This is a genomic window from Streptomyces sp. NPDC107562 (assembly GCF_055657325.1).
In genome coordinates, this window is record NZ_JBVKBE010000026.1 from 38440 (window position 1) to 51682 (window position 13243).

A 13243-nucleotide genomic window follows, 5' to 3' on the forward strand; every position below is an offset into this window, starting at 1 on the left:
CCTGTGCTCCGAGGACGACGGTAGGGGCGGGATGATCAGGGAGAAAGCGGTCAGGGCGAAAGCGCCCCCCTGCGCACCCCTCGTTCACTCCGAGCGCCCGCCCGGCCGGGTGAACGGACCGGGCTCGCTGGATACACCCTAGGGGTGGGGGAACCGATGGGGGACCGTGGAGCGGCGGAGTGCAGGGCCCCGTGACCGCCGCTCCACGGGCAGCCGAAGAGGTGGGCGTCAGCCGAAGACGGCGAGGCTCTTCGCCTTGCCCCGCTGCGCCTCCACGAGCGCCAGGAAGCGCCCCTCGGGACCGAACACGGCCACCGCCCCGGAGCCCGCGTACTCGTCGGGCATGTCGAGCCGTACGCCGTTGAGGAGCAGCCGGGCCCGCCTGTCGTCGACGTCCCAGCGGGGGAACGCGGCGGTGGCCGCCTCGGCGATCGGCATCACCGTCAGCTCCTCCTGGAGCTGGTCCAGGGTGCGCGCCGCGTCGAGCTTGTACGGCCCGACACGGGTCCGGCGCAGCGCGGTGAGGTGGCCGCCGACCCCCAGTCCCGCGCCCAGGTCACGGGCGAGGGCCCGGATGTAGGTGCCGGAGGAGCAGACCACCGAGACGACGAGGTCGAGCATGGGGGTGCCGTCCTCGGCGACGGCCTCCCGGACGTCGTGGACGCTGAACGACGAGATGGTGACGGGCCTGGCCGGGATGTCGAAGTCCTCGCCGTCGCGGGCCCGCTTGTAGGAGCGGACACCGTCGATCTTGATGGCGCTGACCTTGGACGGCACCTGCATGATCTCGCCGGTGAGCTCGGCGATCCCCGCGTCGACGGCGTCCCGGGTGACCTTCGAGGCGTCCACCGACGCCGTGATCTCGCCCTCGGCGTCGTCCGTGAGGGTGGTCTGGCCCAGGCGGATGGTGCCCAGGTACTCCTTCTCGGTCAGCGCGAGGTGCCCGAGGAGCTTGGTCGCCCGCTCGACGCCGAGGACGAGGACGCCCGTCGCCATCGGGTCGAGGGTGCCGGCGTGGCCGACGCGGCGGGTCCGCGCGATGCCGCGCATCTTCGCGACCACGTCGTGCGAAGTGAAGCCCGACGGCTTGTCGACGATGACAAGGCCGTCGGGCGTGGAGTGCTTCTGGGTCATGCGCTGGTGTCGTCCTCGTCCTCACCCGGCTTCTTGTACGGGTCGGCTTCGCCCGCGTAGGCGGCGCCCGCCGAGGCCTCGCGCACCTTCTCGTCGGACTGGCGGGCCTTGTCGAGGAGGTCCTCGATGGTCCGGGCGGTGTCCGGGAGGGCGTCGGCGACGAAGGTGAGCGTCGGCGTGAACTTCACGCCGGCCGCCTTGCCGACCTCGGAGCGCAGGATGCCCTTGGCGCTCTCCAGGCCGGCGGCCGCGGCCGCCCGCTCCTCCTCGTCCCCGTACACGGTGTAGAAGACGGTCGCCTCCCGCAGATCACCCGTCACCCGGGTGTCCGTGATGGTGACGTGCGAGCCGAGCCGCGGGTCCTTGATCCCGCGCTGCAGCTTCTGGGCCACCACCTCTCGGATGAGGTCCGCCAGCCTCTTGGCACGCGCGTTGTCGGCCACTGGTCCGTCTCCCGTTCTTTCCTGATCTACGTTCTCTGGTCAGTCGTCGTCGCCGTGGAAGCGGCGTCTCACCGACAGCAGTTCCACCTCGGGGCGCCCGGCGACCAGCCGTTCGCACCTGTCCAGCACGTCGCTGATGTGCCCCGCGTCGCCGGAGACCATCGCGAGGCCGATCTGTGCCCTGCGATGGAGGTCCATGTGGTCCACCTCGGCCGCGCTCACCGCGTACTTCCTTTGGAGTTCCGCGACGATCGGGCGGACGACGGAGCGCTTCTCCTTCAGCGACCGTACGTCGCCGAGGAGGAGGTCGAAGGACAGCGTCCCCACAAACATGTATGCAACCGGTTCACCCGCCGGCCCGGGATCGACGGCCCCGCCGGCTGGAACGGGCGGGGACATCAAGAACGGTACCGCGCCCTCGCCGGGGGCTCGACCGGGTTTTGCCCGGGGCCGGCCGGACACCGGCGGCCCCGGGCAAACCACGGTGGCCGACGGGCACAGGTCCCGTCGGCCACCGTCAGCCACTGGCTTTACACCCGCGGCTTCTCGCGCATCTCGTACGTCGCGATGACGTCGTCGACCTTGATGTCGTTGAAGTTGCCGAGGTTGATACCGCCCTCGAACCCTTCGCGGATCTCGGTGACGTCGTCCTTGAAGCGACGCAGACCCTCGATGTTGAGGTTCTCCGCGACCACCTTGCCGTCGCGGATGAGGCGGGCCTTGGTGTTGCGGCGCACCTCGCCGGAGCGGATGAGCACACCCGCGATGTTGCCCAGCTTGGACGACTTGAAGACCTCGCGGATCTCCGCCGTACCGAGCTCGACCTCCTCGAACTCCGGCTTCAGCATGCCCTTCAGGGCCGCCTCGATCTCCTCGATCGCCTGGTAGATGACCGAGTAGTAGCGGACGTCCACGCCCTCGCGCTCGGCCATCTGCGCCGCGCGGCCGGCCGCACGGACGTTGAAGCCGATCACGATGGCGTCCGAGCCCATCGCCAGGTCGATGTCGGACTCCGTGACCGCACCGACGCCGCGGTGCAGGACCCGGATGTCGACCTCTTCGCCGACGTCGAGCTGGAGCAGCGAGGACTCCAGGGCCTCGACGGAACCAGAAGCGTCACCCTTGATGATGAGGTTGAGCTGCTGGACCTCGCCGGCCTTGAGCACCTTGTCCAGGTCCTCCAGGGAGACCCTGCGGGTGCGCTTGGCGAAGGCCGCGTTGCGCTCGCGCGCCGCGCGCTTCTCGGCGATCTGGCGTGCCGTGCGGTCCTCGTCGACGACCAGGAAGTTGTCGCCGGCGCCCGGGACGTTGGTCAGACCCAGGACCTGGACCGGCGTCGACGGACCCGCCTCGGCGACGTTGTTGCCGTTGTCGTCGAGCATGGCGCGCACGCGGCCGTAGGCGTCGCCCACGACCATCGTGTCGCCTACCCGCAGCGTGCCTCGCTGGACGAGCACCGTCGACACGGCACCGCGGCCGCGGTCGAGGCGGGACTCGATCGAGATGCCCTGCGCGTCCTGGGCCGGGTTGGCCCGCAGGTCGAGCGAGGCGTCGGCCGTGAGGATCACGGCTTCCAGCAGCGAGTCGATGTGCAGACCCTGCTTGGCGGAGATGTCGACGAACATGGTGTCGCCGCCGTACTCCTCGGCCACGAGGCCGTACTCGGTCAGCTGACCGCGCACCTTGGTCGGGTCGGCGCCCTCGACGTCGATCTTGTTCACCGCGACCACGATCGGCACGTCGGCCGCCTTGGCGTGGTTGAGCGCCTCGACCGTCTGCGGCATGACGCCGTCGTTGGCCGCGACGACCAGGATCGCGATGTCGGTCGACTTCGCACCACGGGCACGCATGGCGGTGAACGCCTCGTGACCCGGGGTGTCGATGAAGGTGATCTTGCGCTCTTCGGCGTTGACCTCGGTCGCGACCTGGTAGGCACCGATGTGCTGGGTGATGCCACCGGCCTCGCCAGCGATGACGTTCGTCTTGCGGATGGCGTCGAGCAGGCGGGTCTTGCCGTGGTCGACGTGACCCATGACGGTCACGACCGGCGGACGGACGACCAGGTCCTCCTCGGAGCCCTCGTCCTCACCGAACTCGATGTCGAAGGACTCGAGCAGCTCGCGGTCCTCCTCCTCGGGGCTGACGATCTGAACCGTGTAGTTCATCTCGCTGGCGAGGAGTTCCAGCGTCTCGTCGGAGACGGACTGCGTCGCCGTGACCATCTCGCCGAGGTTCATCATCACCGCGACGAGCGACGCCGGGTTGGCGTTGATCTTCTCCGCGAAGTCGGTGAGCGAGGCACCGCGCGACAGGCGAATGCTCTCGCCGTTGCCGCGAGGCAGCATCACACCGCCGACCGACGGGGCCTGCATGGCCTCGTACTCCTGGCGCCTCTGCCGCTTCGACTTGCGACCGCGACGCGCGGGACCGCCGGGACGACCGAAGGCGCCCTGCGTGCCACCACGGCCACCGGGACCACCGGGACGACCGCCGAAGCCGGGACGGCCACCGCCGCCGCCGAAGCCACCGCCGCCACCACCGGGACCGGCGCCACCGGGACGACCGGCGAAACCGCCGCCGCCACCGGGACGACCGCCACCGCCGCCGCCACCCGGACGACCGGCGAAACCGCCGCCGCCACCGGGACGACCGCCACCGCCGCCGCCACCGGGACGACCGGCACCGGCCGGGCCGCGACCGCCGCCGGGACCCGGGCGCGGGCCGGCAGCGGGACGCTGCGGCATCATGCCGGGGTTCGGACGGGGACCCGCGGGACCGCCGCCGGGACGCGGGGCACCGCCCTGCGGACGCGGCATCGAGCCGGGGCTCGGACGGGAGCCCGGAGCCTGGGGACGCGGACCGCCGCCCTGGCCACCAGGACCCTGCGGACGGGGACCGGCACCGGGGGCACCGGGGCCACCACCGGGACGCTGACCCTGCGGACGGGGCGCCTGCGGGCGCGCCATGCCGGTGGAGCCGCCGGAGGTGAAGGGGTTGTTACCCGGACGCGGGCCGGCCGGACGGGCACCGGGACGCGGCGCGGGAGCGCCGGGACGCGGACCCTGGCCACCGGGGCGCTGGCCCTGGCGGTCCTGGCGCTCCGGACGGTCCTGGCCACCCGGACGGGCACCGCCGGGCTTGGGGGCACCGGGACGGGCACCGGCCGGCTTGGGGCCGGACGCGGCGGCCGGGGCGGGAGCCGCCGGCGGAGCCGTGAACTCCGGCGCGGCCGGGGCCGGGCGCGGCGCGGGCTTGGGGCCCGGCGTCGGACGCGGACCCGAGGACGGCGCGGGCGCCGGGGCGGCGGGCGCCGCCGGGGCCGCGGGTGCCGCGGGCTGCTGGGCAGCCGCCGGCTTGGGGGCGGCCGGCTTGGGTGCCGCCGGACGCGCCGCCTGCGCCGGTGAGGGCGCGCCGGGCTTGGGGGCGGCCTTCCGCGGGGCGGGCTTGCCGGCGGACTTGCCGTTGCCACTGCCCTGCTGGAAGGCGTCAGTCAGTTTGCGTACTACGGGCGCCTCGATCGTCGAAGACGCCGATCGGACGAATTCACCGAGTTCCTGGAGCTTGGCCATGACGACCTTGCTCTCCACACCGAACTCCTTGGCGAGTTCGTAGACCCGGACCTTAGCCACTTCGCTCCTCTGAGGTCCGGGTTGCGGCCGGACCGTCGCTAGTTCATGGGCGTACTCATCGCGTACTCATCGAGTGCTCATCGCAATCTCGACCTGCTTTCGACTCGCGAGGTACCAGGCCGCACGGGGGGTTCCGTACGGCAAGCTTTCTTACCGTGTTGCCTGCTCCGCAACTGTCGTCCGCTCGACGTACCGGCGCAACGCCTTTGTGTCGGGCGCTCCCGGGGCGCGCAACGCCCTCGTGAACGCCCGGCGACGTATCGCCTGGTCGAGACAGACCAAGGCGGGGTGTACATACGCACCCCGGCCGGGCAGCGTACCGCGTGGATCAGGGACACATTCGCCCTCGATCGCCACGGTGCGCAGCAGCTCGGTCTTGGCCGCTCGCTCCCGGCACCCGACACAGGTGCGCTCCGGGCATGCGCGGGCACGCGTCCGGCCAGACACCGCTAAGTCTACCTCCCCGTAACGACCTCACCCCTTTGAGGTAGAGATCGAACAGTTGCCGCACCGATAACTGTCGTGATCCAACCCACACGGGGCCGAGATCTATTCCTCCGGCTGTTCGGTGTCCGGGCGGATGTCGATCCGCCAGCCGGTCAGCCGGGCCGCGAGCCGGGCGTTCTGGCCTTCCTTGCCGATGGCCAGGGACAACTGGTAGTCCGGGACGGTCACGCGCGCGGAACGGGCCGACAGGTCGACGACGTCGACCTTGGACACCCGCGCGGGGGACAGGGCGTTCGCCACCATCTCGGCCGGGTCGTCCGACCAGTCGACGATGTCGATCTTCTCACCGTTCAACTCGGCCATCACGTTGCGCACCCGCCCGCCCATGGGGCCGATGCAGGCGCCCTTGGCGTTCAGGCCCGAACGGGTGGACCGAACGGCGATCTTGGTGCGGTGGCCTGCCTCGCGCGCGATGGCGGAGATCTCGACGGACCCGTCGGCGATCTCCGGCACCTCCAGCGCGAACAGCTTCTTCACCAGATTCGGATGCGTGCGCGACAGGGTGACCGACGGACCGCGGACGCCCTTGGCCACCCGGACGACGTACGACCGCAGCCGCATCCCGTGCGGATAGGTCTCGCCGGGCACCTGTTCCTGCACCGGCAGGATGGCCTCCAGCTTGCCGATGTCGACGAGCACGTTCTTCGGGTCGCGGCCCTGCTGCACCACGCCGGTGACGATGTCGCCCTCGCGGCCGGCGTACTCGCCGAGCGTGGCGTCGTCCTCGGCGTCGCGCAGCCGCTGCAGGATGACCTGCTTGGCGGTGGTCGCGGCGATCCGGCCGAATCCGGACGGGGTGTCGTCGAACTCGCGGGGCTCCTGACCCTCGTCGAGGTCCTCGGGGTCCTCCTTCGCCCACACGGTCACGTGTCCGGTCTCCCGGTTGAGCTCCACGCGCGCGTGCCGGCGGCTTCCCTCGGTGCGGTGGTAGGCGATGAGGAGGGCCGCCTCGATCGCCTCGACCAGCAGGTCGAAGGAGATCTCCTTCTCCCGGACCAAGCCCCGCAGGGCGCTCATGTCGATGTCCACGGCTACGCCTCCTCTTCCTTCTTGTCCTTGCGGCTGAACTCGACCTGGACGCGCGCCTTGGCGATGTCGCCGAAGGCGAGCCTGCGTGCGGTGGGCTTGCGTCCCTTGACCCCGGGGATCTCCAGGTCCACGCCCTCGTCGTCGACGGTGAGGATCCTGGCCACCAGCTCGCCGCCCTCCGCCAGCTGGAATCCGACCAGCCGGCCGGTGGCGCGCACGTAGTGGCGGTGCTCGGTGAGGAGGCGTTCCGCGCCGGGGGTTCCCACCTCGAGGGTGTACTCGCCCTCGCCCATCGCGTCGCTCTCGTCGAGCTTCGCCGAGAGCGCACGGCTCACATCGGCGATCTGGTCGAGATCCGCTCCGGAATCGGAGTCGACGACGACGCGCAGCACTCTCTTGCGTCCTACGGAGTCCACCGCGATCTCTTCGAGATCCAGACCCTGGGAGGTGACGAGCGGTTCGAGCAGTTCTCGCAGCCTCTCGCTGTGGGTGGTGCTCATCCGGGTGACTCCTCGGCCGCGTGTGCTGTTGTGGGTAGGTCGCGTGTCTGGTGAAAGGGTATCCGGTCCCGGACGGTGATGCCGTCCACCTGGGTCTGTGCGGTGCCGGTGAGTGGTCTCGGACACATGCACGGGTACGGTGATCACGGGCATGCCGCCCAGTCCTTTCGTACGAGCCTTCGAGGACGTCAGCCGTGCCGTTTCCCGTGCCGCCGCGCATGCCCTCGGGGCCGCGCAGAAGGACCCTGCTCGCCTCCGCCGCGGGCGTCGCCCTGCTCACCGGCTGCTCCGGTGATCCCGACGGCGCCGACACCACGGGCGGCAGCCCGTCGGCCGCGACCCGGGCACGCGCGCGTGCGGCCCGGGACAGCGACGGCCTGGTCACGCGGTACGACGCCGTGATCGCCGCCCACCCCGAGCTGGCGGAGCGGCTGCGGCCGCTGCGGGACGCGGCGGTGCGGCACGCAAAGGCGTTCGGCGGCGCGCCGGCCCCGGCCTCGCCCGGCCCGACGGCCTCCGCCACCGGCACCCGGAACGTCTCGCTCACGGTGCCGAAGACCGAGCGGGCCGCCCTGGCCGAGCTGGCCGCTGCCGAGCGCGCGCTCGCGGACCGGCGGGCCAAGGCGCTTCTCGGCCTGCCCGGCGAGCTGGCGCGGCTGCTGGCGTCGGTGGCGGCGGCCGGTGCGGCACACGCGTATCTGCTCACGGAGGGTGAGGGCACGGCATGAGCGAGGCCGAGGACGGGGAGCTGCGGGCCCTTCAGGCGGCACTGGCCGCCGAGCACGCGGCGGTGTACGGCTACGGCGTGGTCGGTGGGACGATCGGCGAGGCCCGGCGCACCGAGGCACGGACGGCGTACGACGCGCATCGCGCCCGGCGGGACACCCTGGTGCGCCAGGTGCGGGCGCTGGGCGCGGAGCCGGTGGCCGCGGCCGCCGGATACGCGCTGCCGTTCCAGGTGACGGACCAGGCGACGGCGGTGCGGCTCGCCGCCGAGCTGGAGGAGCGGGTGGCCGGGGTGTACTCCGATCTGGTGCGGGCCGCCGGGGACGGGCTGCGGGGCACGGCCGCGGCGGCGCTGCGGGAAGCGGCGGTGCGGGCGGTGCGCTGGCAGGGCCGGAGCGTAGCCTTCCCTGGGCTCGCCGAGCGGGCCGGTGCCGCCTCGGCGCCGGCGACACCGTCGGCGTGACGCGTACCGGAAGGGGACATCTCGCGTATGGCTTTCGAACCGCCGCAGCGGCTGGTCAGGGCGCTCGGTGAGACGGCGGCGGACGGTGACGACTGGCTGGAGAAGCTGCCCGAGGCAGCGCAACAGGCCGTCGCTCTACGCGAGTTGACCGTGGAACGGGTGCAGGTGCCGGGCGGCCGGAGCAGCCTGGTGCTCCTGGTCCGGCGGGGCGACGGCACGCCCGCGGTCCTGAAGCTGGCCCCGCCCCGGGCCCGCCCGGAGAGCGAGCGGGCCGCGCTGGCGCACTGGGGCGGCCTGGGCGCCGTACAGCTGCTCGAACCGGGCGACGGGGGTGCGCTGCTGCTGGAGCGGCTGCATCCGGAGGTGTCCGTGCGGTCGCTGCCCGAGGCGAGGGCGCTGCTGGAGGCGGCGGGGACGCTGCGCAAGCTGTGGGTGGAGCCGCCGCGGGACCACCCCTTCGAGACCGTGGCCGCGCGTACCGGGCGACAGGCCGAGGCGATGCGGGCGAGTGCCGGCGCGGATGTCGTCCCGCTGGTCGACGCGGCGCTCGCGGCCCGCGAGGAACTGCTGGTGGCCCCGCCCGAGCACCGGTTGCTGCACGGCACGTTCCGGCAGAGCAAGGTGCTCTCCGGGGACCGGATGCCCTGGCTGGCGGTCGGTCCCGATCCGGTGGTCGGCGAGTGCGCCTTCGATCTGGCCCGGCTCGTCCGTGACCGGGTGGAGGACCTGATCGCCACGCCCTCGGGCGCCTCGACGACCCGGCGGCGGGTGAAGCGGCTCGCGGAGTCGCTGGAGGTCGACCAGGACCGGCTGCGCGGCTGGACGCTGTTCCGGGCCGTGGAGTCGGGGGTCCGGGCCCGGCGGGTGGGCCGGGTGCAGGACGCGGAGCTGCTGCTGGAGTTCGCGGGCTGGCTGTGAGCCGGGGCGAGCCGTCGCGGCTCGCCCCGGGTGCGGGGATCAGGCGGTCAGGCGGGCGATCGCCTCGTCGACCGGGAGCTCCTCGCGCTCACCCGTCCTGCGGTCCTTGAGCTCGACGACGCCCTCGCCCGCGCGCCGCCCGGCCACCAGGATCTGCGGTACGCCGATCAGTTCCGCGTCGGTGAACTTCACGCCCGGCGAGACCCCGGCCCGGTCGTCCACCAGGACCCGGACACCGGCCGCGGCCAGCTTCCCGGAGACGTCCAGGGCGAGTTCGGTCTGGAGGGCCTTGCCGGCGGCGACGACGTGCACGTCGGCCGGGGCGACCTCCTTGGGCCAGCACAGGCCCTTGTCGTCGGCCGTCTGCTCGGCGAGGGCGGCCACCGCGCGGGAGACGCCGACACCGTAGGAACCCATGGTCACGCGGACCGGCTTGCCGTTCTGGCCGAGGACGTCGAGCTTGAGGGCGTCGGCGTACTTGCGGCCCAGCTGGAAGATGTGGCCGATCTCGATGGCGCGGTCCAGCTTGAGGCCGGTGCCGCACTTGGGGCAGGGGTCGCCCTCCTGCACCACCACGACGTCCACGTACTCGTCGACCTCGAAGTCGCGGCCCGCGACGACGTTCTTCGCGTGCGTGTCCGCCTTGTTGGCGCCGGTGATCCATGCCGTGCCCGGCGCGACGCGCGGGTCGGCGAGGTACTTCACCTTCTCGCCCAGGCCCTGCGGGCCCACGTAGCCGCGTACCAGGTCCGGGCGGTTGACGAAGTCCTCGACCGTGACCATCTCGACGGCCGCCGGGGCGAAGTGCGCCTCGACCTTGCCCAGGTCGACCTCGCGGTCACCGGGCACGCCGACGGCGACGATCTCGCCGGCCACCTTCACGAGGAGGTTCTTCAGGGTGGCGGAGGCCGGGACGCCGAGCGAGGCCGCGAGGGTCTCGATGGTCGGGGTGTCGGGAGTGGGGATCTCCTCGGCAGCCGGGACGCCGGACGCGTCCACCGGCTTCAGCTCGTAGGTGATCGCCTCGGTGTTGGCCGCGAAGTCGCAGTTCGGGCAGTCCGCGAAGGTGTCCTCGCCGGCGTCGGCCGGGGCGAGGAACTCCTCCGACTTGGAGCCGCCCATCGCGCCCGCGGTCGCCGCGCAGATCCGGTAGTCGAGGCCGAGGCGCGTGAAGATCTTCTGGTAGGCCTCGCGGTGCAGGGCGTACGAGTGGGCGAGGCCCTCGTCGGCGAGGTCGAAGGAGTAGGAGTCCTTCATCAGGAACTCACGGCCGCGCAGGATGCCCGCGCGCGGACGGGCCTCGTCCCGGAACTTGCTCTGGATCTGGTAGAGGATCACGGGCAGGTCCTTGTAGGAGGACGCCTGGTCCTTGACCAGCAGCGTGAAGATCTCCTCGTGGGTGGGGCCGAGGAGGTAGTCACCGCCCCTGCGGTCCTTCAGGCGGAACAGCTCCTGGCCGTACTCGTCCCAGCGGCCGGTCGCGTCGTAGGGCTCGCGCGGCAGCAGCGCGGGGAGCAGCACCTCCTGGGCGCCGATCGCGTCCATCTCCTCACGGACGATCCGCTCCACGTTGGACAGGACCTTCTTGCCGAGGGGCAGCCAGGACCAGACACCGGCGGCGGTGCGGCGGACGTAGCCGGCGCGGACGAGCAGCTTGTGGCTGAGGACCTCGGCGTCCGCCGGGTCGTCGCGCAGAGTCTTCGCCATCAACTGGGACATGCGCTGGACCGATGCGTTCGCCATGGTTCTCGTACTCCTGCTGCGTAAGGGTGGTGCCAAGGAGGTTAGCCGGGCGGTACGGGACGGTGGAAATCGGTTATCGGCGCAGCGGCAGCGGCGCGCCCATCACGGCGTACGGCTTGGGGGCGCTGGGGAAGTGGACCTGGCGGGCGAGGTCCTCGTAGCCGAGGGAGCGGTAGAGGCCGCGGGCGGGGCTGTCGGTGTCGATCGCCGAGAGGATCGAGCGGGGCTCGGCCGCCGTGTCCGTGATCGCGGTGATGAGCCTCCGGCCGATACCGCGGTTCTGGTGGCGAGGGTGCACATGCAGCTCGGTGATCACGAAGGAGCCGTCGAGCCACTCGTCGTGGCCCTGGGCGCGCAGGTAGGGCTCCACGACGGTGGACCACCAGTGGGCGCGGTCGTTGGGCATGCCGTAGACGAAGCCCACGAGACGGCCGTCGGCGGTGGCGCCGAGGGCGCGTGCGCCGGGGTAGCTCATGTGCCGCAGGACGATCTGGCGCCGGACGGCGATCTCGTCGGAGCCCAGGCCGAAGGCCTCGGCCTGCACTGCGAGGGCCTCGTCTACGTGGGCGGGGAGATCCAGGGGGCCGAAGACGAGGTCCATGGCGGGGAGCTTACAGGGGGCTCTCGGTGACCGAACGGGTGCGTGCGCCCTCGGAACCCGTCGGGCGGTTCCGCGCGCCCGCGCGGGCGACCAGTGCCGCGTCGGTCAGGATCTGCCCGTGAGGAGCGGCTGCACTAGAACAGGACACTCATGAAGGCGCCGACCTCCTGGAAGCCCACCCTGCGGTACGTCCGTCGCGCCGCGGTGTTGTAGTCGTTGACGTAGAGGCTGACGACCGGCGCGATGTCCGCGAGGGCGTAGCGCAGGACCGCCGCCATGCCGGGGGCCGCGAGGCCCTGGCCACGGTACTCGGGGGCCACCCAGACGCCCTGGATCTGGCAGGCCCGGTCGGTCGCCGCGCCGATCTCCGCCTTGAAGACGACCTTGCCGTGTTCGTCGACGCGCGCGAAGGAGCGGCCGGAGCCGACGAGTTCGGCGACCCGGGCCTGGTAGAGCAGCCCGCCGTCGCCGGCCAGCGGGGAGACGCCGACCTCCTCGGTGAACATCGCCACGCAGGCCGGCATGATCGTCTCCATCTCGTCCTTGCGGACGCGGCGGACGTAGGGGTCCGGGGCGATGTCGGCGGGCATCCGGTCGGTGACCATGAGGGGCTGGTGCGCGCGGACCTCGCGGGCGGGGCCCCAGTGGGGTTCGAGGAGCCGCCAGAGCTGGGCGGTGGAGTCGGCGGGGCCGACCACGGAGGAGCAGCGGCGGCCGGAGCGGCGGGCGCGGTCGGCGAAGGCGCGCACGGCGCGCGGGGTGGCGCAGATGGGCACGAGGTTGGCGCCCGCGTAGCAGAGGGACGTCAGCATGCCGTCCTCGTACCAGCCCCACATCTCGCCGCCGAGCCGCCAGGGGTCGAGACCGGCGACCTGGACCCGGGACGTGACGAAGGCGTTGGCCACCGGCTCGCGGTCGAGGACGGTGAGCGCGGCGTCCAGGTCGCTCGGTTCGAGGACCCGGGAGGTCGTCTGGGTCAACACGGGCGGGGCCTCACGGGTGGGGTCTGCTGATCTCCGCACTGTACCCGCGGAAGCTGGGCGGTGCCGCCCCGCGTGAGGCACCGCCCGACGTGAGGTGCCGCTCGCCGCGCACGGGCGGGCGGCGCCTCAGGGCTTTCGGCCCGCGACGGGGTTTCAGCCCGCGACGGAGACAGAGGGCTCGCCCGAGGCGGCGCCGTCCGCCTCCATCTGCTCGGCCAGTTTCATGGCCTCTTCGATGAGGGTTTCGACGATCTTCGACTCCGGGACGGTCTTGATGACCTCGCCCTTGACGAAGATCTGGCCCTTGCCGTTGCCGGAGGCGACGCCGAGGTCCGCCTCGCGGGCCTCGCCGGGACCGTTGACGACACAGCCCATGACCGCGACACGGAGCGGCACCTCCATGCCCTCCAGCCCCGCGGTGACCTCTTCGGCGAGCTTGTAGACGTCGACCTGGGCGCGGCCGCAGGAGGGGCAGGAGACGATCTCCAGACCGCGCTCCTTGAGGTTGAGCGACTCCAGGATCTGGATGCCGACCTTGACCTCCTCGGCGGGCGGGGCCGACAGCGA

13 protein-coding genes and 1 pseudogene are annotated in these 13243 nt (G+C 72.1%); 3 read left to right on the forward strand and 11 right to left on the reverse strand.

Annotation, left to right across the window (positions count from 1 at the left end; all coding sequences use genetic code 11):
• Positions 1-228: 228 nt before the first annotated feature.
• From truB to rimP, 7 genes are all read right to left on the reverse strand, one after another.
• Positions 229-1134 (reverse strand): tRNA pseudouridine(55) synthase TruB, encoded by a 906-nt coding sequence (gene truB, locus ACZ7LV_RS38285; RefSeq protein ID WP_471945984.1) that lies wholly within the window; start codon positions 1132-1134, stop codon positions 229-231.
• On the reverse strand, positions 1131-1577 hold the full coding sequence (rbfA, locus tag ACZ7LV_RS38290) for a 30S ribosome-binding factor RbfA (RefSeq protein ID WP_471945985.1): 447 nt from the start codon (positions 1575-1577) through the stop codon (positions 1131-1133). Before rbfA ends, truB begins: the two co-directional genes overlap by 4 nt.
• A 39-nt stretch (positions 1578-1616) precedes the next feature.
• Positions 1617-1910 carry a DUF503 domain-containing protein gene (locus ACZ7LV_RS38295; RefSeq protein ID WP_385389418.1) on the reverse strand — a complete coding sequence of 98 codons (294 nt, stop codon included), beginning with the start codon at positions 1908-1910 and terminating at the stop codon, positions 1617-1619.
• Between the two features lie 197 nt (positions 1911-2107).
• Positions 2108-5206, reverse strand: a complete 3099-nt coding sequence (gene infB, locus ACZ7LV_RS38300) for a translation initiation factor IF-2 (protein ID WP_471945986.1) — start codon at positions 5204-5206, stop codon at positions 2108-2110.
• Positions 5207-5356: 150 nt separating this feature from the next.
• On the reverse strand, positions 5357-5653 hold the full coding sequence (locus tag ACZ7LV_RS38305; protein ID WP_401674396.1) for a YlxR family protein: 297 nt from the start codon (positions 5651-5653) through the stop codon (positions 5357-5359).
• Positions 5654-5755: 102 nt separating this feature from the next.
• Positions 5756-6742 (reverse strand): transcription termination factor NusA, encoded by a 987-nt coding sequence (nusA, locus tag ACZ7LV_RS38310; protein WP_401674394.1) that lies wholly within the window; start codon positions 6740-6742, stop codon positions 5756-5758.
• A 2-nt stretch (positions 6743-6744) separates the two neighbouring features.
• Positions 6745-7242 carry a ribosome maturation factor RimP gene (rimP, locus tag ACZ7LV_RS38315; protein WP_471945987.1) on the reverse strand — a complete coding sequence of 166 codons (498 nt, stop codon included), beginning with the start codon at positions 7240-7242 and terminating at the stop codon, positions 6745-6747.
• A 194-nt stretch (positions 7243-7436) separates the two neighbouring features.
• On the opposite strand from rimP, the gene ACZ7LV_RS38320 reads away from it, so the two are divergent.
• From ACZ7LV_RS38320 to ACZ7LV_RS38330, 3 genes are read left to right on the forward strand one after another with little or no spacing between them, the layout of a single operon-like run.
• Positions 7437-7970, forward strand: a complete 534-nt coding sequence (locus ACZ7LV_RS38320) for a hypothetical protein (protein ID WP_471945988.1) — start codon at positions 7437-7439, stop codon at positions 7968-7970.
• Positions 7967-8431, forward strand: coding sequence for a ferritin-like domain-containing protein (locus tag ACZ7LV_RS38325; RefSeq protein WP_471945989.1), 465 nt, complete (start codon positions 7967-7969; stop codon positions 8429-8431). Before ACZ7LV_RS38320 ends, ACZ7LV_RS38325 begins: the two co-directional genes overlap by 4 nt.
• Before the next feature lie 27 nt (positions 8432-8458).
• On the forward strand, positions 8459-9349 hold the full coding sequence (locus tag ACZ7LV_RS38330) for an aminoglycoside phosphotransferase family protein (protein WP_471945990.1): 891 nt from the start codon (positions 8459-8461) through the stop codon (positions 9347-9349).
• Between the two features lie 39 nt (positions 9350-9388).
• On the opposite strand, the gene ACZ7LV_RS38335 is transcribed toward ACZ7LV_RS38330, so the two are convergent.
• From ACZ7LV_RS38335 to ACZ7LV_RS38350, 4 genes and pseudogenes are all read right to left on the reverse strand, one after another.
• On the reverse strand, positions 9389-11092 hold the full coding sequence (locus tag ACZ7LV_RS38335) for a proline--tRNA ligase (RefSeq protein WP_471945991.1): 1704 nt from the start codon (positions 11090-11092) through the stop codon (positions 9389-9391).
• A 73-nt stretch (positions 11093-11165) separates the two neighbouring features.
• Positions 11166-11693, reverse strand: a complete 528-nt coding sequence (locus ACZ7LV_RS38340) for a GNAT family N-acetyltransferase (protein WP_471945992.1) — start codon at positions 11691-11693, stop codon at positions 11166-11168.
• Between the two features lie 134 nt (positions 11694-11827).
• Positions 11828-12676 carry a GNAT family N-acetyltransferase gene (locus ACZ7LV_RS38345; protein WP_471945993.1) on the reverse strand — a complete coding sequence of 283 codons (849 nt, stop codon included), beginning with the start codon at positions 12674-12676 and terminating at the stop codon, positions 11828-11830.
• Between the two features lie 153 nt (positions 12677-12829).
• Positions 12830-13243: pseudogene (locus ACZ7LV_RS38350) on the reverse strand (flavodoxin-dependent (E)-4-hydroxy-3-methylbut-2-enyl-diphosphate synthase); the annotation flags it as partial.

Coding starts and splice junctions, on each gene's coding strand:
- truB (WP_471945984.1), bottom strand. CDS start 1,134: ATGACCCAGAAGCACTCCACGCCCGACGGCCTTGTCATCGTCGACAAG.
- ACZ7LV_RS38295 (WP_385389418.1), bottom strand. CDS start 1,910: ATGTTTGTGGGGACGCTGTCCTTCGACCTCCTCCTCGGCGACGTACGG.
- rimP (WP_471945987.1), bottom strand. CDS start 7,242: ATGAGCACCACCCACAGCGAGAGGCTGCGAGAACTGCTCGAACCGCTC.
- ACZ7LV_RS38325 (WP_471945989.1), top strand. CDS start 7,967: ATGAGCGAGGCCGAGGACGGGGAGCTGCGGGCCCTTCAGGCGGCACTG.
- ACZ7LV_RS38330 (WP_471945990.1), top strand. CDS start 8,459: ATGGCTTTCGAACCGCCGCAGCGGCTGGTCAGGGCGCTCGGTGAGACG.
- ACZ7LV_RS38335 (WP_471945991.1), bottom strand. CDS start 11,092: ATGGCGAACGCATCGGTCCAGCGCATGTCCCAGTTGATGGCGAAGACT.
- ACZ7LV_RS38340 (WP_471945992.1), bottom strand. CDS start 11,693: ATGGACCTCGTCTTCGGCCCCCTGGATCTCCCCGCCCACGTAGACGAG.